This is a genomic window from Selenomonas ruminantium subsp. ruminantium ATCC 12561 (genome assembly GCF_000424065.1).
In the GTDB taxonomy this organism is placed as follows: Bacteria; Bacillota; Negativicutes; order Selenomonadales; family Selenomonadaceae; genus Selenomonas_A; species Selenomonas_A ruminantium.
In genome coordinates this window covers 35,613-59,497 of sequence record NZ_AUJE01000025.1, presented here as the reverse complement: position 1 = coordinate 59,497, position 23,885 = coordinate 35,613, and the positions used below count along the sequence as shown (strand labels likewise).

Sequence of the window (23,885 nt, the reverse complement as noted above, 5' to 3'; positions counted from 1 at the left end):
TACGCCGAAAGTACTTGTCTGGAGACGGACTGGGAGGATAGGGCGTTGCCAGTTGAACGTGAAAGCTTCCGCGTGACGGAAGCTTTTTTTTATGTTATACTAGCGTTGGTGTTATTTCTTATTTTTTTTCAGGAGGGGGATTATCTATGATTGAAGAATTTAAGAAGTTTATCATGCGGGGAAATGTTTTGGACATGGCTGTAGGTATCATCATTGGTGCTGCCTTTGGCAAGATTGTTACCTCCTTTGTCAATGACATTTTAATGCCGCCGATTGGTCTCATTTTGGGGCAAGTGGATTTCTCCAATTTGTTTATCAATCTGTCTGCTACACCTGCAACAACGCTGGCTGAAGCCAAGGCTGCAGGGCTGCCGGTTATCGCCTATGGTTCTTTCCTCAATGCTGTTATTGATTTCCTGATTATTGCCTTTGCCATCTTTATGCTGATTAAGCAGGTAAATCGCATCATGCCGAAGAAGGAAGAACCGAAAGAGCCGCGCCTTTGCCCCTATTGTAAGACGGAAATTCCGGATGAGGCAACAAAATGCCCGCATTGCACATCGGCACTTTAATCTTTTTATCGTTTTATAGGAGCCTTACGATAAATTATGTCGTAAGACTCTTTTTATTTTCCACAAGGTTATCCACAGAGAAATGTAGATGAAGGTTGCTTTTAGGGGCTGTTTTTCAGGATTTTTTCAAAAAAGAGTATACTTATCCACAATATCCACAGAAAAACTGTGCACAATGTGGATAAGTATAAGATTTAAGCTAGCGGGGAAATTATAATTTTTCTGACGATTGTGGATAACTTTATGTGGAGATGAGTGGCATTATTTATTGTGGTTTTTAATCCGTTTCTAATTAAATCCGGTTATAATAGCTCTCTATCGAACTCAAAGGAGGTTTTAAAATATATGGCAATGTCTAAAGGAAAGCAACTGTGGCTGACGATATTTCTCGGATTGATGACTGCGATGGCACCTTTGGCAACGGATATGTATCTTCCTGCCTTGCCCACTGTACAGGTGGATTTTGGTATTACGGCATCTTTGGCGCAGATGACGTTGACGATGACCATGATTGGCATGGCATTAGGGCAGATTTTTGCCGGCCCGATAAGTGACCGCTATGGGCGAAAATGGCCCTTGACCGCAGGCATGGTCGTTTTTACGCTGTCGACCGTAGGCTGTGTATGGGCGCAGGATATTATGGTGTTTCTGTTTTTCCGGTTTATTTCGGGTTTTGCAGGAGCCAGCGGCATTGTGATTGCCAAGGCGATTGCCCGTGATGTATGCCAGGGGCCGGAACTGACCAAGTTTTTTGCGATGCTCATGATGGTCAATGGGCTGGCGCCGATTATTGCGCCAGTTATCGGTGGGCAGATACTATTGTACACGAGTTGGCGGGGCGTATTCGTAGTGCTGGTGGCAATAGGAATTTTTCAGCTTATCGCTACGCTTATCTACAAGGAAACCTTGCCGAAAGACCATCGACTGGCAGGCCTGCGGGAGTCTTTTGCCAAGTTCCCCATGCTGCTCAAAAATCGGTATTTCCTGGGGCATTGTCTGGTGCAGTGCTTTGTATTTGGAGCGTTCTTTTCGTATCTTGCGGGTTCGTCCTTTGTCTTTCAAAACATCTTTCAGGTTTCGCCGCAGATGTTCAGTCTGATTTTTGGCGGCATCGGTGCAGGTCTGCTATTTTCGGGAGCTTTGCCGGCACGGCTGGCGGGGCGTGTGGCTGATGTGAAGATGCTGCATATTTCCCTGTTGGTGCCGCTAATCGGTTCCGTGCTGTTGCTGTTGGCGTTCTCGACAGGAATGGGTATGGTGGTTATTCTGCCGGTGCTGTTCTTGACCATTGTGCCGCTGTCGGTGCTGGGGGCAGCCAGCTTTTCACTGGCGCTCTCCCGTCAGGGGAAAAATGCCGGTAGTGCCAGTGCATTGATTGGCTTTTTTTCCATGATATTGGGCGGTTGCATGATGCCTTTGGTAGGGATTGCCGGGGAAAATACCGCGATTCCCATGTGCGTGATTATGTTAAGCGGTTATGGCTTGGGGTATGTGGTCTTTCGTATGATGATAGCGCCGGAACATCGAGACTAAAAATAAAGCCTGTCAGCATATTGAACTGCTGATGGGCTTTATGTTATATTGATGGTGTTGTTTTTGATTGAGGAAAGGATAGTTTCGCATGGAATATAAGATGATTGCTTTGGATTTGGATGGTACGCTCAATAATGATGAAAAAGTCATTACGCCGCGTACGCGTGATGCCTTGATGGCTGTGCAGGAGCAGGGCGTTATTGTGGCACTGGTATCTGGTCGTCAGGCACCGGGATTGCAGCGGGAGGCAGATGCTCTGCATTTGGAAGATTATCATGGTCTGCGGATTTCCTATAATGGCGGCCGGATTCAGGATGCAACTACGGGAAAAATCCTCTTTGACAGTGCCATTGATAATGCAACGGCAGTGGATTTCCTGCGTCATTTGGAGCAATGGCCGGAGCTTTCCCCGATTGTGGATGATGGCGAGTTTATCTACACTACAGATGCCAGCCGTCACAAGGTTATGGACGAGAGCCGCAACAACAATCTGCAAGTCAAAATCGTGGACAATATTGCTGATGCGGTGGATTTTGCGCCGGTCAAGATTCTGACGGCGGCACCGAATGAAATCCTTGTACCGCATCTTGCCGATATTCGCCGCGGCTTTGAGGATAGACTGTCCTTCGTGCAGTCGGCGCCGTGGTTCTATGAGGGTACGGTCAAGGGCGTCAGCAAGAACAGTGCCTTAGACCAGGCATGCAAGCGTCTGGGCATTGCGCCGGCGGAAGTCATGGCCTTTGGCGATGCGCAGAACGATATGAGCATGCTGGATTTTGCTGGTTATGGCGTGGCCATGGGCAATGCCTGCGATGAGCTCAAAGCTATGGCCGATGAGATTACGGCAACGAATAATGAAGACGGCATTGCCGTAACATTGGCCAGACATTTTGATATTTGATGACGAAAAGCCTTCCCGGTGCGGAAGGTTTTTTTTATGTTTATTTGGCAGGATTTTTAGGGGTTAGAGCGAAAGTTGTCGACAGATGTGTTTGATAATCTTTTAGAGAAAAGAGGTTGGAACGATGAAAAAAATGATTAGCAGGAGTTGTGCACGCAGGACAGCGGCTGCTTTAGCTGCGGCGATAGCGGTCAGTCTGGCGCCGGCTGGCTGGTGTGCGGCTGCGCCGGCTTCTTCCTACACGGCCGCGGCGAATCAGCGGGTTTACCACCAGTTGGACTTCTCCGATGAACAGGAACGAAAGTTTGCCGAGAAGGGCCTGATTGAAGCACTGCAAGCGCTGGAAATCAAAGATGCCAATGGCAGAGTAGTATGGAGTCAGGCCGCTTATGATTTTTTGAAAAATAAAGCGCCGGATACGGCCAATCCCAGCTTGTGGCGCAATGCACAGAACAATCATGTCTGCGGGCTCTTTGAAGTTATGGATGGCATCTATCAGGTACGCGGTTATGATATGTCCAATATCACTTTTGTCCGGGGAGATACCGGCTGGATAGTCTTTGATCCGCTGATGACGGTGGAGTGCAGTCAGGCTGCTAAAGCGCTGGTGGAAAAGCACTTTGGCAAGCGTCCGGTGAAAGCGGTCATCTACAGTCATTCGCATGTGGACCACTACGGCGGAGTGCGGGGCGTTGTTTCGGAGGCGGACAAAGTACCCATTATTGCGCCGGAAGGCTTTGAGGAGCATGCCGTCAGTGAAAATGTCTATGCCGGAGCCGCTATGGGCCGCCGGGCTTCTTATCAATATGGGACGCTGCTGGACCCGGGGCCTGAGGGGCGGCTGTCCATTGGCATCGGCATGGGGCAGTCCGTCGGCCAGATTTCCTATCTTTCGCCGACTGTAAACATTAAGCGCACAGGCGAAAAGCTCAAGATTGATGGTGTGGAGATGGAATTTCAGCTGACACCGGGCACTGAGGCTCCTGCCGAAATGAATACCTGGTTCCCGCAAAAGAACGCGCTGTGGATGGCGGAAAACTGTACGGGCACACTGCACAATCTCTATACCCTGAGGGGCGCAGAGGTGCGCGATGGCAACAAGTGGTCGCATTATTTGATGGAATCCCTAAGCCGCTATGGCGACAAGGCACAGGTGGTCTTTCAGGCGCATAACTGGCCTCATTGGGGAAATGCGTATATTAAGGAGTACATCACGAATACGGCGCTGATTTATCAGTTTATCCATGACCAGTCCCTGCTCTATCTGAATCGGGGTATGACGGAAAATGAAATTGCCCATGCTATCCATTTGCCGCCAGCGCTGGAAAAGGTCTGGTATACCCGTCAGTATTATGGTACGGTTCCCCATAATGCCAAGGCCGTGTATGAAAAGTACATGGGCTGGTATGATGCCAATCCGGTGAATCTGAATGCCTTGCCGCCTGCGGTAAGTGCGAAGAAATATGCAGAGTATCTGGGTGATCCGCAGGCTGTGCTGGAAAAAGCACGGCAGGATTTTGCCAAAGGAGAGTATCAGTGGGTGGCAGAAATTACCAATCAGCTGGTCTTTGCTGACCCCAAGAATCAGGAGGCGCGCAATCTCTGCGCGGATGCATTGGAACAGCTGGCCTATCAGGCGGAATCCGGCACCTGGCGCAATGTGTATTTGTCAGGCGCCAAGGAATTGCGGGAGGGCAGTAAGTTCGACCCCAACCGCACGCCGCCGCCAAGCCCGGATATCCGCCGCAAAATGGATTCGTCCATGATGCTGGACGATTTGGGGATTATGCTGGATACGGATAAGGCGCATGATTTGAATTTTGATGTAAATCTTCATCTGACGGATACAGGGGAAAAATATCTGCTGAAGATTCGTTCAGGGGTTCTGCTCTATCAGAAAGGTGAGGAAACAAAGAATCCGGATGCAGTCTGGCGGATGCCGAAGGATGGATTGTTTACCCTGCTCAGTAAGGATAAGGAAAAACAGGCGAAATTGATTCGGCAGGAAGGGGATAAGAGTCTGCTCAATCGGTTCTCGGATGCGATTACGGTGACGAAGGCATTCTTTAATATCATTGAACCTTAGTGCGTGCGATGTGGCGAGCGGGACTTTATTTGCTGGCCTGCGCTAAATGGCGCCTTCGTCTATGCCGTTAACTTAGCGGGATGCTCCGGTTACCACGTCGCGGCTTGCAGCGTGGTGTCCGGGGCTTTTCGTTTTGGCGCCAGCCTGCGGCAATCGCTCCGGGCAGCAAATAAAGCCCCGCTCGCCCTTGGGAGGGCATTGCGGCTCGACTGTAGGCAAAGTGAAAAAAGATTGTTCTGTATGCGTGGCTGTGATATATTAGTTACACAAATAATTGAATGGATTTAGATAGAGGAACGATAATGGAAGAACAGAAACATAAGCGCCGTATACATTACAGCGGCAAGTATCCCCGGCACTTTGCGGAGAAGTATAAGGAACTTAACCCGGAAAAGTATGGGGCGGAAGTGGCGCATGTTATCGCTAAGGGCAACACACCGGCGGGCATGCATATTCCCATTATGGTGGAGGAGATTCTGGATGTGCTGGCCATTCAGCCCGGTGAGCAGGGCTTTGATGGCACATTGGGCTATGGCGGGCATACGCTGGCCATGCTGGAAAAACTTGCCGGGCAGGGGCGGCTTTACAGCGGGGATATTGACCCGATTGAGTCGAAGAAAACGGAAGCCCGCATCCGCGAGAAAGGATTTGGTGAGGAAATCTGGCAGCTGCGGAATATGAATTTCTGTCAGATTGATGAACTGGCGCAGGAAGTCGGCGGTTTTGATTTCGTGCTGGCGGATTTGGGCGTGTCCTCCATGCAGATTGATAACCCCGAGCGGGGGTTTACCTTCAAGAGTGATGGGCCGCTCGATTTGCGGCTGAATCCTGAAGCGGGGATTACGGCTGCAGAAAGGCTGGCGGATATTTCCAAGGAAGAACTTATGGGCATGTTGCAGGAAAATGCAGATGAACCTTATGCGGCCGAGATTGCCCGGCAGATTACCCGCCGCCGCTGGCCAATCAAGACCACGCGGGAGCTTTATGACGAGGTGGCCAAGGCTTTGGCGAAGGTGGAACTGCCCTCTGAGATGAAGGAGCGGGCAGGCTACAGCACGAAGAAACAGGCACTTGCGCGGGAAGAACTTATCAAAAAAAGCAGCGCCCGGGTGTTCCAGGCACTGCGCATCGATATCAATCACGAGTATGAAGTTCTCTATGAATTTATGGAAAAACTGCCGCAGGCGTTAAAGTCTGGCGGCAGGGCGGCTATTCTGACCTTCCATTCCGGCGAGGACAGGATTGTGAAGAAAGCCTTTAAGAATTTCTTCCAGCAGGGCATCTACCGCGAGATTTCGCAGGAAGTTATCCGTCCGTCCAAGGAGGAATGCTACCGCAACAGCCGGGCACATTCCACGAAAATCAGGTGGGCAATAAAGGCTTAATTTTTACGGACCTTGGCGAAATGCAGTTCAGGGATATGTTCAATTAAATTCATATTATGGGCTAGAGCATAGAATGTCTCCAGCCCTTTTTTGTATTCCTCGGTTAAATCCCATTTGATGGTGTTGTAAAGGTAGCTGTCCAATTGTTCATAGGTGAAGGGCTTGTCATCCAGCACCGAGCTGATGATTTTGTCCTTTTGTTCGGGATATCTGCGGAAGGCCTTGGTTACACGGTCGTAGATAAGTTGCAGCATTTCCGGATTATTTTCGGCAAAGTCCCGGTTTACGACCCAAAGAGCATAGACCATCTTCTGGCCGGTGAGTTCCTGCCATTCCTGGCCTAAATCGTAGTAGTAAAGGCCTTCTTCGCGGTGATGATAGCACCAAAGGGCATCATCGCCGATTAAAAGGGAGGCTGTGGCATCGTCGGGTATGGGCTTATCCGGGCCGACATGGCGCACATAGTAGTTGGGAATGGCACCGTAACTGCGTAGGATGATTTTTAAGAGGCAATGCGAGGTCGCACTCTTGGCTGTGAGGATGATTTTATCATCCTTAAGGCTTTCGATGGGCTTTTTGGAAATCAGCAGGATGCTCTGCACAGGACCATCGGTGCTGATGCAGACATCGGGAAGAATCACTAATTTTTCGCTGTGGCGGGCGAAGATGATGGACGAGGTGTTGCTCATGTCCAGGCGCCCGTTGATGATGTCATTGTTCAGCACGGCAGGTACGCCGCGCGTTATGGAAAGCCCCTGGGCGGCGCCATGATTATAGCTGTAGGAAAGGGGCAGAACGTTCAAAAAATCAATATGCCCAACGCGGGGACAGGTCATAGATGTTCCTCCTAAATGCAAAGACTTCCTTTTCATTATAACGCCGTTGTTCTAGTTTTGCTATAGGCAAAACTTCCTCTTGGCGTTTCCCTAAAGGACTAGCTTCGCTTCGCAACGAGGCGGGAAATATGTTTGCTGTCTGTTTTGATATTCTTGCCTCGTTATAACGCCGTTTGCGATTGACTTCTAGCATTTTTGGGGGTAAAATTAATTGATAGAATCAACTTAGTATTTTAAGGGGGATTTATAAAATGGATGAATACGTAAACTGGGGGCGTTGGTTCTCCATTCTGCACCGCCGTTCACAGCTCTTTGTTGTAGAGGCCTGCCAGCAGTTTGGCCTGACCTTTTCGGAGTATAGTATGCTGATTCGCCTTTACGATAAGGAAGGCGCCAAGCAGGATGATTTGGCAGCCATGCTCTATCTCGATAAAGCAGTGGTGACCCGTACCATCAATCTGTTGGTCAAGAAAGGCTTTATCTATCGTGAGGCGGATACGGTAGACCGGCGTATCCGTCATATCTATCTCACCGAGTATGGCCGTCAGCAGCATGATTATCTGCGCAATGTCATTCAGGGTTGGATTGATTATTTGGTGGAAGATATGGATAAGGATGAGGCCAAGGAACTGTTCAATGGTTTCCATAAGCTGGTGGACAGGGCTTGTGATGCAGATTTGGTAGAGTTGGCCAAAAAATTACCGACAGGGGGCGCTGTGCGTGAAAAACTTTAAGTTTTTAGCGGCGCTTCTGCTGTCCGGTGTGGTTTTGGTAAGTGGCTGCGGCCATAAGGAGGCGATTACGGATAAACCGGTGCTGGTGAAAACACAGCAGGCCGGCATCGGGAGCAGTGAGCAAAGCGGCAACTATTCCGGTATCGTCAAGGGCCGTTATGAAACCAATATGGCCTTTCAGGTAGGCGGACAGATTATCTCCCGCAATGTGCAGGCGGGCAGCCGCGTGCGGGCTGGCGATGTGCTGATGGTCATTGATGCCCGTGATGTCCTGCAGCAATCCAATCAGGGCGATGCGCAGGTGGCATCGGCTAGAGCGCAGCTGGAACTGGCTGAAAAGAATCTCGAACGCTATACCCAGCTGTTTGAGGAAAATGCGGTATCCCGAGCAACCCTTGACCAGTATCAGACCAACTACGATGCGGCCTTCGCGGCTTATCGCAGCGCTTATGCCCAGCAAAAGCAGGGGCATAATGCCTTGGGCTACACCAACCTTGTGGCAGGGGCTAATGGCGTGGTTTCGGCGATTTCGGCGGAAGAAGGTCAAGTGGTCGCTGCCGGACAAACGGTGTTGACCCTGGTGCAGAATGGCGAAATGGAAGTGGAAATCGCTGTGCCGGAAAATAAGGTCAGCGAGCTGTCCCTGGGCATGCCTGTATCGGTGAATTTCTGGGCGTTGAAGGGACGGGCAGACGGCACCATTCGGGAGATTTCGCCGATGGCAGACAGTACAACCCGTACCTATAAGGTGCGCGTTTCTCTGCCGGAACCGCCGGCAGGTATGCAGCTGGGCATGACCGCCAGTGTGGACATCAAGGGAGATGGTAATGAAGCGGGCGGCGCTGTGCTGCCATTGTCGGCCATTTTCCAGGATGGCGATACGCCACAGGTCTGGGTCGTAGGCGATGATAACACGTTGACCGCTAAAGCCGTTGCCGTGGAAAATCTTGGCGATGACAAGGTGCAGGTAACAGGACTTAATGTGGGCGACTTGGTGGTTACGGCCGGCGTTCATAAGCTCCATGAGGGGCAGACGGTACGGACGGAGGCGGACTGATGCGGAATCTTACAGAAGTCAGTCTCAAGAACCGGACGCTGGTCTGGTATTTTATCATCATAACGGCCATTGGCGGTATCTTGTCTTATTTCCAGCTGGGGCGCATGGAAGACCCGCAGTTCACCATCCGGCAGATGGTCGTGACGGCGGCCTGGCCGGGCGCTACGGCGGAGGAAATGCAGGAGCAGGTCACGGACAAGCTGGAAAAACGCCTGCAGGATACGCCGCATCTGAAAGCAATCAAAAGCGAAAATCGTCCGGGGCAGACGGTAATCTATGTGGAACTGGACGATACCATTGCCAAGGCAGATATTCGTCCGACCTGGCGTGATGTGCGCAATTTCTGCGAGGATATCAAACGCAATCTGCCGGAGGGTGTATACGGCCCTTATTACAATGACCGCTTTGATGATGTATACGGCACGATTTATGCCGTGACCGGCGATGGCTATAACTACGAGGAATTGCGGCAGTATGCGGAAAAGACCCGCCGCTTGCTCTTGAGTGTTCCCAGTGTGCAAAAAGTAGAGCTTATCGGGGAGCAGAAGGAAAAAATCTATGTGGAACTCGATACCATGAAACTTTCGGAGCTGGGTATCAGTCCACAGGTGATTTCTAATGCCTTAAAGACGCAGAATGAAATGACGGCAGCGGCGATGGTGGATACGGATTCTTCCAATGTCTACCTGCGCCTCACTGGTCAGTTTGCTGATGTAAAAGCCGTGGAGGAAATGCCCATCAGCGTGAATGGCCGCAACTTCCGTCTGGGCGATATTGCCAAAGTCAGCCGTAAGTTCAGCGACCCGGCCGATAATAAGATGTTCTTTGATGGCGAACCGGCTGTGGGCATTGCCGTATCCATGGAAGATGGGGGCAATATCCTTGACCTCGGCGAAAACTTAAAAAAACAGGTTGCAGCTGTACAGGCCGAAGTTCCCGCAGGTGTAGAAATCCGTCAGGTGGCCAATCAGTCGGAAGTGGTCAAATCCTCCATCAACGAGTTTATCAAGACGCTGATGGAAGCGATTGTGATTGTGTTGGCGGTTAGCTTCTTGTCCTTGGGCGTTCGCACCGGTATGGTGGTGGCCTGCTGTATCCCGTTGGTGCTCTGTGGTGTGTTTATCTCCATGTATTTGTTGGGGATTGATTTGCACAAGGTATCCTTGGGTGCGCTGATTATTGCTTTGGGCCTGCTCGTTGATGATGCCATTATCGCCGTGGAGATGATGAGTGTAAAACTTGAGGCGGGGCTCTCACGCTTTGAGGCGGCGTGCTTTGCCTTTAAGGCTACCGCCAAGCCCATGCTGACGGGGACGCTTATCACCTGCGCGGGCTTTATTCCCGTGGCGTTTTCCAAGGGCATGGCCAGTGAGTTCTGTAATGCCTTGTTCCCCGTTATTGGCATTGCGCTGGTGCTCTCGTGGGTGGTGTCGGTCATGGTTGCCCCGCTTTTGGGCACCTATATGATTCGCGTAAAGCCGAAAACCGATGCCCAAGGGGAAATCAATCCCTATCAGAGCCGCTTTTATGTGGAGTTCCGCAAGGTTTTGCGTTGGTTTTTGAGCCATCGGCAGGCCGTGCTGTTGGGGACCGTCGCGCTCTTTGTGGTGTCGCTGCTGATGATGCCGCATATCCGTCAGGAATTTTTCCCCACGTCCACCAGACCGGAAGTGCTGATGGAACTCAAACTGCCGGAAGGTTCGTCCAAGGCGGCTTCGCAGGAAGTGGCTGCCCGTATGTCCGCATTTTTGCAGGAACGGCAGGATTTACTCGAAAACTATGCCTATTATGTAGGCCGTTATACACCTCGCTTTGTGCTGACCGTTGACCCGAAGGCCGAGACGGATAATGTCACCCATTTTGTACTGGTGGCCAAGGATGTGCAGGCACGCGAAAAGCTGGCCGCCGAACTGCAAACGGCCTTTAACGAGGAATTTTCCGATGTGCGGGCAAAAATCCAGTATATCCAGACCGGCCCGCCGGCGGATTATCCGGTGATGCTCCGTGTGACGGGCTACAGCACCGAGCAGACTAAGGAATTGGCGCACAGAGTAGCTGACATTGTGGCGGCTGACAGCAACAACTACAATGTGAATCTGGATTGGAATGAAAAGAGCAAGGTCGTCAAGCTGGAACTTGACCAGGACAAGCTGCGAGCCATGGGGCTTAGTGCACAGGCGGTAAAGCAGATGATTTACACGGAGGTCACCGGCGCAACGGCGGCGCAGTTCTACACCGGCGACCGGACGCTCGATATCACCCTGCGTCTGGCGGTAGCCGACCGAGAGGATTTAGGCAAGCTCGGCAGCCTGCCCATTTATCTGGGCAATGCCGGTTATGTGCCCTTGGAGCAGATTGCCAAAATTTCCTATGGTGCTGAAGATGGTTTGATCAAGCGGCGCAATTTGATGCCCACCATTACGGTGCAGGCCGATATCCATAGCGGTACGGCCAATGATGCAACGCAGAAGGCGTATGAGGCAACGAAGCAACTGCGGGAAGATTTGCCCTTGGGTTGTAATATCGAACCGGCAGGGGCACTGGAGAACAGCAATAATTCGCTGGGGTATCTGTTGATTCCGATTCCTGCGATGCTTTTTGTCATCATGACCCTGCTGATGTTCCAGCTCGACAGCGGCAAGCAGATGTTATTGACCCTGCTCACGGCGCCGCTAGGCCTTATCGGCGTGGTCTGGGGCATGCTGATTACCGATTCGGCCATGGGCTTTGTGGCGGAACTGGGGATACTGGCGCTCTTTGGCATGATTATCCGCAACTCGGTTATCCTTATCGACCAGATAAAGAAGCATATCGCAGACGGCGAAAGCCCCTATGATGCCGTGGTGGATTCGGCTGTTTTGCGCTTCCGTCCCATTATGCTGACCGCGGCAGCGGCCATCCTCGGCATGATTCCGCTGATGGCAAGCTCCTTCTGGGGGCCGATGGCGGTGGCGATTTCCAGCGGACTGCTGGTAGCTACTGTGTTGACACTCTTGGTGCTGCCTACCATGTATGCGGTGGCTTATAAGGTTGAGAATAAATAATTACATAGTTGTAAAGAAGTACTAAGACGCCCGGCGGCTGATAATACTTTTCCTTCGCCATAGACAGGCTTGTCAAAAGCTATGGAAAAGCATCATCAGCCGCCGGGCTTAGTGTTTGCATTGTAAGTCTTGATTGGTGGTTATGCGGCTTTGTTTTTAGCTTTGTTGGCTGCCCAATTGGCTACTTGTGGTTGAAGGAGACGGACTACCTTTTTCCGGGACATATTCTTATCAAGGGAAATTCGGTTTGCTTCTGCTTTGCCGAATGCGTGGGTGGCACATTCTAAAGCGCCGTCACCATAGCAGGATAGCGTTGCGGCGTAGGTTTCCAGGTCGTGAATTTTTAAGAAAAGCATATCCATTTTTTGCGATGCATAATTTTTCGCTATCCATTCGCTAAGCCGTTTCTCTAAGGCAATCCTTTTTTCAGGGGTCAGGGCAACGACCGTAGCACAGCCGTAGGAGATGCCGTTTATGGTGAATTCCTTGTAGTCGGAATAGAAAATTTCCTGGTCCGACATATCCTTATAGGCGGCCAATTCTTCTTCCATTGCGAGGAAATAGGCATTTCTGTTCTTAATGCCCGCTTTTTTTTCTAAATCGGCAACAGCCTGTCTGTCCAAATCCGTGGTCGTGGAGCTTTGCAGATTATCGGTATCGGATAGTATCGCGGAGAGCATCATGCCGGCAATCTCTCTGGTTATGGGAACATTGGCTTCCTGATATTCAAGCCAAATAATGGTGGAGGTGCAGCCGACAGGCATATTGCGGTAATAAACGGGGGCCGAAGTTTTTACATCACCAATCAGATTGTGATGGTCGATGATTTCCAGTACATTGGCTTTCTCCATGCCTTTGACCGCCTGGGCAAAACTATTATGGTCTACCAGGATAATGTTTTTGCCGGAGGCATCGTCAAGCAGCAACGGTTCCCTGATGCCGAAATAATTTAGGGCGTAGGTCGTTTCTGCATTGGGCAAACTAGCAATCCGTGCCTCTGCGTTTACTCCTAACTGTCGTTTTAGGCTGGCATAAGCAATGGCTGTGCATACGCTGTCGGAGTCAGGAGGATTATGCCCCACTACATAGGTTACGCCTTTGCCATAGTCAATGCCCTGCATAAAAGAAGGATAGTTGATGTTAGACTGGCGATTGTTAGCTCCTGCAACCGGAGCAGAGCAAAGAAGCAAGCCGATAAAAAACATAGCGCAACCCCATAAAACGGAATAATTTTTCTTTCGCATAGAGATGTTCCTTTCTTTTGTGTTAGACAGGTGAAATGATTTATTTTACATTTCGCGGGACCGCCAGGATTCACCTGCTTTTGTGAGTAATAATTATTCTTGATTTTGCTAAATATATTGACAATTTAACAATTGATTGCCTATAATATTAATTGGTAAAGGGTATTTTCATTGACAAAAGTCCTTGATTTTGCTAAGATTAGGAATGAAATTGATAATATTTCTACATTATCGATTTTGTTCTCCAATGGCAGAATGGGGAAACAGGATGCCCAAGAAAGAAATAGGCGGGGATAGCCCCTGTTTATATGTTGTTTTATGTTAAGGAGGATGGATTCGATGTTCCAGAAAACTGATTTTTGGATTGGTCTGGCTGTAGGTGCCGTTGCTGGTATCTTTGGTTATCGTTTCATGCAGGAGCGTGAAGCTCAGCTGGCTGCTATGCAGCAGGCTGCTCCCGCTGCTGAACTTCCGGTTGCTGAACTGCAGCGCCAGAAGGAAGAGCTCGAAGATTTAATCGCAGCTCAGGAAGCTAAAAAGGCTAAATAATATAATTCGTTTTTGACGAGAAAGGAGACTGCCGCTCTTGACTTTAGCGGCAGTCTTTTCTTGTCAGCAGGGAGGAAATTGTTTTGAGTTTGCTGGGAAACATCCAAATCCCCACCAATAAGCTGGATTTATTTATCCGTTCTGTGGATATCTCGTCCTATCTGCCCGGACGGGTGCGCCTGTATAGCAATAATCTCATTGGCAATGCCGGTCTGGCTGCGGAAGTCGAAAGCCAGCTGCTGGCTTTTGGTGAGATTGACAGCGTGCAGACCAACACCACATCGGGTTCCATATTAATCCTTTATGAGCCGGAAAGACTCCGCCGCAACGCAGAATTGCGCAAGGTGGAAGAGTATATTATGACGCATGCAAGGAGGAAATAACGAATGTCTTATGTATCTGGATTTATGATGGGGGCGGCTATCGGCAAGAGCATTCGCCAGATGGTAGCAGGTGGCGGTGCACCAAAGATGGGCGGCACGGCTGCTATGCCTTTACGCAAAGTACAGCGCACAGTGGCCGCAGCAGTCTGCCTGGCGCCGTCCTTTAAGCTGGTGTCGAGCCTGCCCGGACGCCGCCGTTATCGCGTGAGCAAGCTTTCGCCGGAACTATCTAAGCTGCTCGAAGAACAGCTCATTAAGCTCAGCTATGTGCAGAGCGTGCAGGCAAATCCCGTCAGCGGCAGCATTTTGCTGGTGTTCGATGAAGCCTATGAGGCGGATGTGGAGCAGCTGGCGCAGTGGCTGGAACGCAAGTTCTTTGGTGGCGTGGCAGACAAAATCAGCCGCGGCTTTGGCAAGATGGCGGCTATGGCCAGCAGTGAAGCCCATGCCGGCAGCATCACGCGCAGCATTCGCAATACGGCACGGGCGTTCAGCCAGTGGATTAAGGACCATACCTGTGGCTGGTTCGATATGAGCTCTTTGGCTTCGCTGTTGTTCCTGCTTCGTGGTCTTAGAAAGATGATGCTTACCAAGCAGTACCCGTCAGGCTCGCAGATGCTCTGGTGGGCCGTGACCTTAATGAGAGGGTGGCGTACCGTATGATGTACGGAAATTGTTATTTTCACCTGCAGGCGGCACTGAACCGTGAAGAACGGGCCAAGCTTGCCGCCAAAATCCGCCGCAACCGCAATATCATCGCGGTGACGGTGGATGAACGCAAGGTGCATATCTGGTATAAACGACAGATGACGGCTTATCAGCTGCAGGAAATCCAAAAAATGCTGATTGAAACCGTAAAGCGTCTGCAGGAAGCGGCCATTACGCCATCTGAACGGCTGGCCGAATACCGCCGGGATGCCGTGATTTCCCTGGCGGGCTTTGCGGCGATGGAAGTCTTAAAGCGCACTTCGCCGCAGCTCTTTGTTGGCAGCAAGATTTTGCGCAGCCTGCTGGTGCTGGGTATTGCCCGGAAGTTTATCCAAAACGGCGTGAGCGGCGTGGTCAAAGACCATCAGCCCAATGCCGATACCCTGACGGCTACGGCCGTTATCGCCTCGGTGCTGGCGGGCAAGCCCGAATCCAGTCTGACGCTGTTGGCGCTGTCCAATGGTGCAGAAATGCTCACAAGCTATGCCGCCGAAAAGGCCCGCACCCATATCTCAGGGCTTTTATCTCTTGACCAGCGTTATGTATGGCTGGTCGAAGGCGAGGTCGAGCGCAAAGTACCCGTGGAACAGGTCAAGGTCGGCGATACCATTGCGGCTCATACCGGTGAAAAAATCGTCGTGGACGGCCGGGTAATCAGTGGTGATGCCGCGGTTAATCAGGCCTCCATTACCGGTGAATCCAATCCGGCCATGAAGCATACGGATTCGCCTGTTTATGCCGGCAGTGTGGTTGAGGCCGGTGAACTGATTATCAAGGTCGAAAAGGTTGGTAAGGACACGAGCCTTGCCCATATCGTCCATTTGGTGGAAGAAGCCCAAAACCGCAAGGCACCGGTGCAGAACTTTGCCGACAAGATGGCTAATTTCCTCGTGCCGGTTTCCTTTATCGGTGCAGGTATCGTCTATGGTGCTACCCGCGATTGGCAGCGCGTACTGAACCTCCTGTTTATCGACTTCTCCTGCGGGCTCAAGCTGTCCACGGCTACGGCGATGTCGGCGGCCATCGGTGCGGCGGCCAAGCGCGGTATTCTCGTCAAGGGCGGCAACTATATCGAAGCCCTGGCCGAAACCGATACGGTCGTGCTCGATAAGACCGGCACGCTCACGGTAGGCATTCCACAGATTGCCTTTGTCAAAACCGCTAAGGGCGTAGAGGAAAAGGAAATGATTCTCTTGGCATCTTCCGCCGAGCAGCATTCCGTTCATCCGCTGGCGGTAGCCATTCAGAAATATGTGGAGGCGCAGGAATGGACGTCTCCTCAGCATACATCTTCCAAGACCATTGTGGCGCGTGGCATGCAGGCCAAGGTGCCTGACTTTGAAGGGTATAAGGGCGGCCTGATTCGTGTCGGCAGCCTGAAATTCCTGCGGGAAAACGGTATTGAGGATACCCAGGGGCTGGCTGACGGTCTGGCCTTCAAGAATCTGCTCTATGTAGCCCGCGATAAGGAACTCGTTGGTGTCATCGGCATCGAAGACCCCATCCGTCCGAAGATGAAAAAGACGCTGAATCAGATGCGCCGTCATGGTGTAGATGAAATTGTCATGCTCACGGGTGACAGCAAGGAAGTAGCTGCCGAAGTGGCCCATAACATGGATATCGACTCCTATCATGCAGAAATCCTGCCGGAGGACAAGAGCCATTATGTCAACAAGCTCAAGCAGCGTGGTACGGTCATGATGGTCGGCGATGGCATCAACGATGCGCCGGCACTGGCCTTCTCCGATGTGGGCGTGTCCTTAGGCGGGCGGCAGACGGATATCGCCGCCGAATCCTCGGCTGTGACCATTCACTCCGAAGACCCGGAACGTCTGATTGAAACCCTGCAGCTCGGACGCCGTACGATGGAATTGGTGCATCAGAACTTCATGGCCACCATTCTGGTCAATTCCTCGGCCATGCTTTTAGGCGCTTTGGGCAAAATCAGCCCGCTTTGGGCGGCCGTGATTCATAATACGGCTACACTGGCTGTTGTGCTTAACAGCTGCCGGATATTGAACAGCAGCAAGCAAGGTTTCTTTGCTCGCAATCGCCGGGCAGCATAACGCTGGAAAAGAGGGATTAATATGCAGTGTGATTTGAAGAATTTACCTTTAGGTCTGCCACTTACCGTGGCATCTGTGGGAACCATTGCGACCTTGTGGGCGGGGAAAAATCTTCATGCCGGCTTCGGCATTGCCTGGGCGGCATTGACGTTCTTCCACGGCTGGCAGCATCATAAGAAGATGAAAGCCGATGCGTGCAGACTCTTTGGCTGTAAGTCCAATGCCGAGAAAAAAGCTGCTGAGCCATTGCAGGAACTGGTGGACAGCTTTCAGGTAGACGCCTATGTGCCCGGCAGGGTGCGCCTGCGCAGCAGTCTGCTGGCGGCCAATCCGCAGTGGCAGCAGCCATTGGAGGAATACATCAAGTCTTTTTCAGGCGTAAAATCTGCCTGTATAAATGTTGTGACTGGTTCATTGCTTATCCTTTATGATGGGGATAAGCTGAAACCAAAACTTGCAGCGATTGAACAGCAGCTGGCTGAACAGGCGGCAAAACGAATTTAACTGCATAACGAAAAAATCCCCTTGACAGTTGAATGGCAGGATTGCCGCTTAGCTGTGAGGGGATTTTTGTTTATGGGGTAATGAATTAATGCTCGGCTGTAGGAGCTAAGGATTCATCTTTTGCAGAGGGGGCGCTAGGTTCACGGAATCTGTCCACGATAGTGGCACAGGCGGCATCACCGGTGATATTGACTGCGGTGCGCAGCATATCAAAGATGCGGTCTACGCCAAAGAGGATAGGCAGAGCCTCGATGGGGATGCCGGCAGAAACCAGTACGGCAACGACGAGCAGGGTTGGACCAGGAACGCCTGCCTGGCCAACAGCACCCAAAGTGCTCGTGATGATGATGGCAATGTACTGGGGCAGGGAAAGTTCCATGCCATACATCTGCGCGATAAAGGTTGCGGCCATCGCATAATAGGCGGCATTGCCGTTCATGTTGATGGTGGCGCCCAGCGGCAGAGCAAAGGAAGTGGTTTCCTTGGATACCCCTAGTTCTGTGGTGGCCGTGTTCATATTCAGCGGCAGGGTAGCAATGGAGGAGGCTGTAGAGAAGGCAAAAATCTGGACTTTCCACATGCTCTTAAAGAACTGCTTATAAGTGGTGCAGCGAGAGAACAGTGCTACGGAACCGCCAATCATGCCATAGGTAACGATGGCCAGTACTATTGCGTAGAGGAGAATCAGATAGAGAATCTTGGTGAGCATTGCATAACCAAAGGTGCCGGTGGCATCGGCCATCAGACAGAATACGCCGATGGGGGCTGCATACATGATACCCATCATGACCTTGATGAATAATTCCGTCAGGTAGTTAAAGAAGTTCAGCACATAGGTTTTCTTGTGTTCTTCCAGATAAGTGGCGGCAAAGCCCATAAACAGGGCGAAGGTGATAATCTGCAGGATATTGCCTTCTACGAGTGCCTGGAAGGGATTGGCAGGTACAAATCCCGTTACCGTTTCCCAAAAACCGGGAATCTGTGTGCTTTCCTCGATATGGTCTACCTGAATGGCGGCATCCGACAGAGCGGCCATTTCAATGCCGCGGCCCGGCTGGAAGAATTCACTGGCAGCAAGGCCGAGTGCCACAGCCACGGCCGTAGTGATTCCATAGTAGCCAAATGTCAAGAGTCCGATTTTTCCCGCACTGCCGGATCTGCCCAGAGAGGCAGCACCGCCAATCAGCGAAAAGAAAACTAAGGGAACAACAATCATCTTGATTAGCTGCATAAAAAGATTGCCCAAAGGTGCGAACATCTGCGCGTCTTTCCCCAGAATCAGGCCGGTGACAGCACCCAGAACGGTGGCGCCGAGAATCCATAGACCCAGCCTGTCGAGGCTGCTGTGTTTGTTTTCTGACATAAATAATCCTCCCATATCATTTGTTCAAACCGTTTACTGACACAGAAAGCCGCATGCATAACCTCAGGGGATATGACATGCGGCTTCGTTGCGCGATTTATGATGTTTACATTGTAACATTCTTTGGTGTACATGTCTACTACTGGTGGAGAAAAAATGTCAAAAATGGCTGGGAGCGTTGAAACACTAAAAGGAAAAAGGTATTTCTCATCGGGATATATGTTGATTATTGTGGAGATCTGAGCGGTGCTGAGACAGTCAGTAACTGTTTCAAAATGGGTTGAAATTTTGAAAAAAAAATAGTACACTTATATTTACTAATTGTCTTTTGCCTGTTACAATCAAAGAGTGGCGAAATGGCGATAAATGCAGGTGAAGGGGGGCATATGGAATGCGATTTTTGGAATGGCTGGGCGCTTGGGTAATTGCACGCCTATCTGAATTTGGCACCATTGTGCTTCTTTACCGTGAAACCATATTGGAGTTGTTCACTAAACCCAGAGTAAAGCATATATTGGCGCAGATGTCCCATTTAGGCGTGGACTCCTTGTTGATTGTGAGTCTGACCCTGCTCTTTACGGGGGCGGTGTTTGCCTTGCAGACGGCTGATATATTGATTCGTTTTGGAGCCCAGAGCACTGTTGGCGGGATCATTTCCATTGCCATTGGACGCGAACTGGGGCCGGTACTGGTGGGGGTGGTCTGTGCCGGACGAGTGGGGGCTGCGATTACCGCAGAGATTTCCACGATGAAGGTTACAGAGCAGATTGATGCCCTGCGGGTCATGGCGGTAAGTCCGGTCAATTACCTGATTGTGCCACGGATGCTGGCCTGTATGATGGTCGTGCCGATATTAACCGTGTTTGGGGATGTAATCGGCGTGTTGGGCGGATATCTGGTGGCGGTGTATTATTCCGGCATCAGTTCCTATAGTTATATCAATTCCATTCATACCTTTGCTGAGGTTTTTGACCTTACAGGAGGCATGATTAAGGCCATCTTCTTTGGCAATGTCATTGCCGTGCTGGGCTGTTATTATGGCCTGCATTGTCCTGCCGGAGCCGAGGGGGTTGGTAAAGCCACCACGCGTACAGTGGTGACTTCGATTATTGTAATTTTTATCTTGAATGCCGTGCTGACCTTTATTTTGTATTAAAATAAAGACTGGCAGGAGGATAATATGATACGATTGGCGAATGTATGTAAGGTCTACGATGGCAAATATGCCCTGCATGATGTGAGTCTCACCATAAAAAAAGGGGAAACGCTTGCGGTGATCGGCGGTTCTGGTTCCGGCAAGAGCACGCTTTTGCAGCTGCTGGTGGGGCTTATCCGTCCTGATAGCGGAGAAATTTATATTGGTGGGCAGGAAACCACGCATCTTTCGGAGAAAGAATTAGACCGGGTGCGCCTCAATATGGGCATGGTGTTTCAGTATTCAGCCCTTTTTGATTCCATGACTGTGGGGGAGAATGTGGCCTTTGGCCTGCGTGAGCACAAGAATTTGTCGGAAGATGAGGTGCAGCGGATTATTCGGGAAAAGCTGGCTTTGGTGGGACTTCCTGGTGTTGAGAACAAGATGCCCGGGGAGCTTTCCGGTGGCATGAAGAAACGCGTGGGATTGGCCAGAGCCATTGCCATAGAGCCGGAAATCATTTTTTATGATGAACCCAGCTCTGGTCTTGACCCGATTACTACGGCCAAGATTGACGAGCTTATCGTGGATATGCAAAAAAAGCTGGGGGTTACCTCGGTGGTCGTAACGCATGATATGGCCAGTGCCTGCCGCATTGCCGACAGGATTGCCATGGTTTACGAAGGGGAACTTATCGCTGTAGATACGGTGACAAGATTTCAACGGATAGAGGACGAACGGGTGCAGGCATTTTTCAGGACATTGCGCCCGGAGACAGCGGAAAGGGATGATCAGCAGGTATGAGTGTAGAAGCAAAGGTGGGAGCTTTTACTTTAGCGGGATTGGCACTTTTAGCTGCCGTCGTCATCATGTTGAGTGGTTTTAAGTTAGGCGGGGATAAAGGCTACACCCTTTATGCCGGCTTTCATCAGGTTGTGGGAATTGAACCACAATCTTTGGTCAGATTGTCCGGCGTGCCTGTAGGCAAGGTGACTTCCATTGATAATGATGGCCGGGGAGTTACCGTAGGGATGCTGATAAACGATGGTGTACAGATTCCAAAGGGCTCCAGGGTGAGTATCGGAGCCAGCGGGGTTATGGGCGATAAATTTATCAATATCACACCGGGCGCTGGCGAGAACGGTTATTTGGCAGAAGGTGATTATCTGCTGGGAACTGATGAAGAAGGCATGGACGAGATGTTCCGCAACATCAGCAAAGTGGTGCTGCAAGCACAGGACTTGCTGGCCAGTATGAATAATATCGTGGGCAATGAGGCATTTCAGACGTCCATTGTGCAGATGGTGGTGAACCTGCGGGACACCACAGCACATATCAATGGTATGCTCGGAGCTATGGAAAATATGGTCAATGCCAATCAGGGCAATATCAATCAGACTTTGGCCAATGTAAATCTGATGACGGCCAGTTTGAACCGCACGATGAATTCTGTGGAGGCGATGATGGCCAATCTGGCTACCGTAGGAGCAGACCCGCAGACGGCAGAAAATCTGCGGATTACGCTGGATAATATCACGCAGACCAGTGAAAAAATCCGCGTTATATCCGAAGGGATTGCCAAGGTGGCCGGTGATGAGAAGACCATCGAAGATGTGAAGGCGACGATACATAATGCCCGGGAGCTTACGGAGAAAGCCAAGAATGTCAAGAAACAGCTCGATTCCATTGAAACCCATGCGGAGGTGTCAGCTTTGTACAGCGGGCAAAAACGCGACTGGGATGCCAATATGGGCTTTACAGTAGGCATGGAACAGGGGCCGTTTCTCAACCTGGGCGTTGAGGATATAGGCGATACCAACAAGGTGGACTTTCAGCTGGGTAAGCGGCAGGGCAACTTCGGTGTCCGGGTCGGGGCAATTCGCGGCGAAGCCGGGTTAGGTCTTGATGCTTATGCGGGCAAGAATTTTAAGTTTTCAGCAGATGCGTATAATGTCAATGATTTTTCCCTGCGCTTAGGTGCGGAACTGAAGCTTGTGGATGATACCTGGCTTATGGGCCAGTGGCAAAATGTCAACAAGCATGATAAGCGGGCAGCTTATGTTGGTCTTAAACAATATTTCTGATGAGGATAATCTCGGCCGCGGGGCGGCTTTTTCATATAGTTATAGTACAATCCATTTAAGGGGGTAATTATCTTGAGTAAAAAATATTTTTATAAAAAACTGACGGCTTTGGTTTTGGGGGGCTTGATGACTTTGTCAGCAGGTTCTGTTTCGGCGGCCAATACCGTACAGCTGAATCTTGAAGATGCCGTACAGATGGCACTAGAGAATAATCGCAGCATTAAGAGCGCTTTGGCTGACGTGGATGCGGCCAAGTGGAATCTGTCGAAGTACCGCCGCCAGACAGGGGTGACGCTTTCACTGTCTTCTTCGGCTAACCGTGGTAATGAAATGGGGTTTGCGCAACAGTATGTAAATAAGGTTACTGGTCGTCCGGACAGAACGAATTATAGCAATAGCGCTACAGCCTCGATTCCCCTATATAATTTCTCTTTGCGCAGTGGCATTGAAGCGGCTGGTTATGGCCTGAATTCAGCTGATGTTACGCTGGAAAATACCAAGCAGGCTGTCCGTTATCAGGCAACAGCGGATTACTATAATATCCTGAACTACAAGAACCTGATTAAAGTGCAGGAAGATACCGTGCGGGCTTATCAGGAACATTTGGACAATGTTAACGCCCAGTATCGTGTGGGCACGGTTGCTAAGTCCGATGTACTGTCCTCGCAGGTAAACTTAGCCAATGCTCAGCAGGCCTTGACTACGGCACAGAACAATTACGATATCGCCGTGGCAACGATGAACAATGTCATTGGTCTGCCTACGGATACGGTACTGGAAATTGATGATGAATTAAAACATCCGGCCTATAACCTCAATCTGGAAGATTGCACGGCTTATGCACTGAACAACCGCGCCGATGGAGCTGCTGCCTATTATGCGGTAAAACAGGCTGAAGCTGGCATCAACACGGCTAAAGCTGGCCGGTATCCGACGGTTACGGCTTCTGCGACCAAGGCAATTAACGGTAAAAACGAGTTTAAGACAGATCACTCCAATTCGTGGTATTTTGGTGCTGCGGCTAATTGGAATATCTTTGATAACGGCGTAACGGCTGCCAGCATTCATAATGCGGAGGCTTCCCTGGTAAAGGCGCAGGAAAATTTGAAGGCTCAGGATGAAACCATTCAGCTCGATGTGCGTACGGCACTCCTGAATTTGCAGGCCGCCGAGAAAAATATCGGCACAATGGAAACGGCGGTAAAGCAGGCTGAGGAAGATTTGAAAATCGCCAATGTCCGCTATTCTGCCGGTGTAGGTACCAACCTTGACGTAATGGACGCTACGGAAAAAATGACGGCAGCACGTACGAATTACAATACTGCGCTTTACAATTATAACGTCAACAAGGCGGCACTCGACAAGGCTATGGGTATTCCCGTAGACATTGATGTGGCTAAATATAAGGCCTCGCAGATGGAAGGCAACCGTTTGAAAAAAGTTCGGGAAGATGCTTTGGTAACAGAAAATGCGGTGTTGGAACTGACGCCGGAAGCCAAGAAGACATCTAAAGACGAGTCTAAAGCAATGCGTAAGGCTGAACGTGAAGCACGCAAGGCGGCAAAAGAACAGAAAAAAACTGCTAAACAGGCAGAAAAGCAGGTGGCGGCCAATGAACCGGCAGCTGCTGATGAAGCTGTTTCCAGTACAGAAAACGTGGCCAATGAAATGGCCAATAACTAACGGATTGTAAATTACTGC

20 protein-coding genes are annotated in these 23,885 nt (G+C 50.6%); 17 read left to right on the top strand and 3 right to left on the bottom strand.

From position 1 onward, the window contains the following. Positions 1-146: 146 nt before the first annotated feature. From mscL to rsmH, 5 genes are all read left to right on the top strand, one after another. Complete coding sequence (gene mscL / locus G598_RS0110215; protein WP_026766888.1) at positions 147-572, top strand: large conductance mechanosensitive channel protein MscL; 426 nt, start codon at positions 147-149, stop codon at positions 570-572. A 345-nt stretch (positions 573-917) separates the two neighbouring features. Beyond that, the gene (locus G598_RS0110210; RefSeq protein ID WP_026766887.1) at positions 918-2,105 is read left to right on the top strand and encodes a multidrug effflux MFS transporter; all 1,188 of its coding nucleotides are present in this window, start codon (positions 918-920) and stop codon (positions 2,103-2,105) included. 88 nt (positions 2,106-2,193) lie between these two features. Beyond that, on the top strand, positions 2,194-3,006 hold the full coding sequence (locus tag G598_RS0110205; protein ID WP_026766886.1) for a Cof-type HAD-IIB family hydrolase: 813 nt from the start codon (positions 2,194-2,196) through the stop codon (positions 3,004-3,006). 124 nt (positions 3,007-3,130) lie between these two features. Beyond that, the gene (locus tag G598_RS0110200) at positions 3,131-5,092 is read left to right on the top strand and encodes an alkyl/aryl-sulfatase (protein ID WP_211221554.1); all 1,962 of its coding nucleotides are present in this window, start codon (positions 3,131-3,133) and stop codon (positions 5,090-5,092) included. 302 nt (positions 5,093-5,394) lie between these two features. Continuing rightward, positions 5,395-6,477 carry a 16S rRNA (cytosine(1402)-N(4))-methyltransferase RsmH gene (gene rsmH / locus G598_RS0110195; RefSeq protein ID WP_211221552.1) on the top strand — a complete coding sequence of 361 codons (1,083 nt, stop codon included), beginning with the start codon at positions 5,395-5,397 and terminating at the stop codon, positions 6,475-6,477. Here rsmH and G598_RS0110190 read toward each other — a convergent pair. Beyond that, positions 6,474-7,313 (bottom strand): menaquinone biosynthetic enzyme MqnA/MqnD family protein, encoded by an 840-nt coding sequence (locus tag G598_RS0110190; protein ID WP_026766883.1) that lies wholly within the window; start codon positions 7,311-7,313, stop codon positions 6,474-6,476. The genes rsmH and G598_RS0110190 overlap by 4 nt on opposite strands. Before the next feature lie 251 nt (positions 7,314-7,564). Between G598_RS0110190 and G598_RS0110185 the strand changes: the two genes are divergently transcribed. Genes G598_RS0110185 through G598_RS0110175 form a run of 3 tightly spaced genes read left to right on the top strand, consistent with a single transcriptional unit; the run spans position 7,565 to position 12,148 of the window. Further along, positions 7,565-8,047: a MarR family winged helix-turn-helix transcriptional regulator gene (locus G598_RS0110185; protein ID WP_026766882.1), complete on the top strand. Its 483-nt coding sequence runs from the start codon at positions 7,565-7,567 to the stop codon at positions 8,045-8,047. Continuing rightward, positions 8,034-9,104, top strand: a complete 1,071-nt coding sequence (locus G598_RS0110180; RefSeq protein ID WP_026766881.1) for an efflux RND transporter periplasmic adaptor subunit — start codon at positions 8,034-8,036, stop codon at positions 9,102-9,104. Before G598_RS0110185 ends, G598_RS0110180 begins: the two co-directional genes overlap by 14 nt. After that, positions 9,104-12,148, top strand: a complete 3,045-nt coding sequence (locus G598_RS0110175; protein ID WP_026766880.1) for an efflux RND transporter permease subunit — start codon at positions 9,104-9,106, stop codon at positions 12,146-12,148. The genes G598_RS0110180 and G598_RS0110175 overlap by 1 nt, the downstream gene beginning before the upstream one ends. Positions 12,149-12,288: 140 nt before the next feature. Here the strand turns inward: G598_RS0110175 and G598_RS17670 are convergent, their stop codons facing one another. Next, a complete protein-coding gene (locus G598_RS17670; protein ID WP_051180184.1) occupies positions 12,289-13,353 on the bottom strand; it encodes a DHH family phosphoesterase in 1,065 nt (354 codons plus the stop codon). 378 nt (positions 13,354-13,731) lie between these two features. Here G598_RS17670 and G598_RS0110165 point away from each other — a divergent pair, with 378 nt between their 5' ends. The 5 genes from G598_RS0110165 (at position 13,732) to G598_RS18670 (ending at position 17,602) form a co-directional block, all read left to right on the top strand. Further along, positions 13,732-13,941, top strand: coding sequence for a hypothetical protein (locus G598_RS0110165; protein ID WP_014423389.1), 210 nt, complete (start codon positions 13,732-13,734; stop codon positions 13,939-13,941). Positions 13,942-14,024: 83 nt separating this feature from the next. Beyond that, on the top strand, positions 14,025-14,324 hold the full coding sequence (locus G598_RS0110160; protein WP_026759543.1) for an HMA2 domain-containing protein: 300 nt from the start codon (positions 14,025-14,027) through the stop codon (positions 14,322-14,324). 3 nt (positions 14,325-14,327) lie between these two features. Continuing rightward, positions 14,328-14,987 carry an HMA2 domain-containing protein gene (locus G598_RS0110155; RefSeq protein WP_026766879.1) on the top strand — a complete coding sequence of 220 codons (660 nt, stop codon included), beginning with the start codon at positions 14,328-14,330 and terminating at the stop codon, positions 14,985-14,987. Continuing rightward, on the top strand, positions 14,984-17,098 hold the full coding sequence (locus G598_RS0110150; RefSeq protein WP_026766878.1) for a heavy metal translocating P-type ATPase: 2,115 nt from the start codon (positions 14,984-14,986) through the stop codon (positions 17,096-17,098). The genes G598_RS0110155 and G598_RS0110150 overlap by 4 nt, the downstream gene beginning before the upstream one ends. Positions 17,099-17,119: 21 nt before the next feature. After that, a complete protein-coding gene (locus G598_RS18670) occupies positions 17,120-17,602 on the top strand; it encodes an HMA2 domain-containing protein (RefSeq protein ID WP_051180182.1) in 483 nt (160 codons plus the stop codon). A gap of 85 nt (positions 17,603-17,687) precedes the next feature. On the opposite strand, the gene G598_RS17660 is transcribed toward G598_RS18670, so the two are convergent. Continuing rightward, positions 17,688-18,965 (bottom strand): dicarboxylate/amino acid:cation symporter, encoded by a 1,278-nt coding sequence (locus tag G598_RS17660; RefSeq protein ID WP_037363894.1) that lies wholly within the window; start codon positions 18,963-18,965, stop codon positions 17,688-17,690. Between the two features lie 391 nt (positions 18,966-19,356). On the opposite strand from G598_RS17660, the gene G598_RS0110135 reads away from it, so the two are divergent. The 4 genes from G598_RS0110135 to G598_RS0110120 all read left to right on the top strand — a co-directional run bounded on the left by G598_RS0110135 (position 19,357) and on the right by G598_RS0110120 (position 23,867). Then, a complete protein-coding gene (locus tag G598_RS0110135) occupies positions 19,357-20,121 on the top strand; it encodes an MlaE family ABC transporter permease (RefSeq protein WP_026766877.1) in 765 nt (254 codons plus the stop codon). 24 nt (positions 20,122-20,145) lie between these two features. Further along, positions 20,146-20,904 (top strand): ABC transporter ATP-binding protein, encoded by a 759-nt coding sequence (locus G598_RS0110130; RefSeq protein ID WP_026766876.1) that lies wholly within the window; start codon positions 20,146-20,148, stop codon positions 20,902-20,904. Continuing rightward, positions 20,901-22,184, top strand: a complete 1,284-nt coding sequence (locus tag G598_RS0110125) for an MlaD family protein (protein WP_026766875.1) — start codon at positions 20,901-20,903, stop codon at positions 22,182-22,184. Before G598_RS0110130 ends, G598_RS0110125 begins: the two co-directional genes overlap by 4 nt. Before the next feature lie 126 nt (positions 22,185-22,310). Next, the gene (locus tag G598_RS0110120; RefSeq protein ID WP_080657009.1) at positions 22,311-23,867 is read left to right on the top strand and encodes a TolC family protein; all 1,557 of its coding nucleotides are present in this window, start codon (positions 22,311-22,313) and stop codon (positions 23,865-23,867) included. Positions 23,868-23,885: the final 18 nt, after the last annotated feature.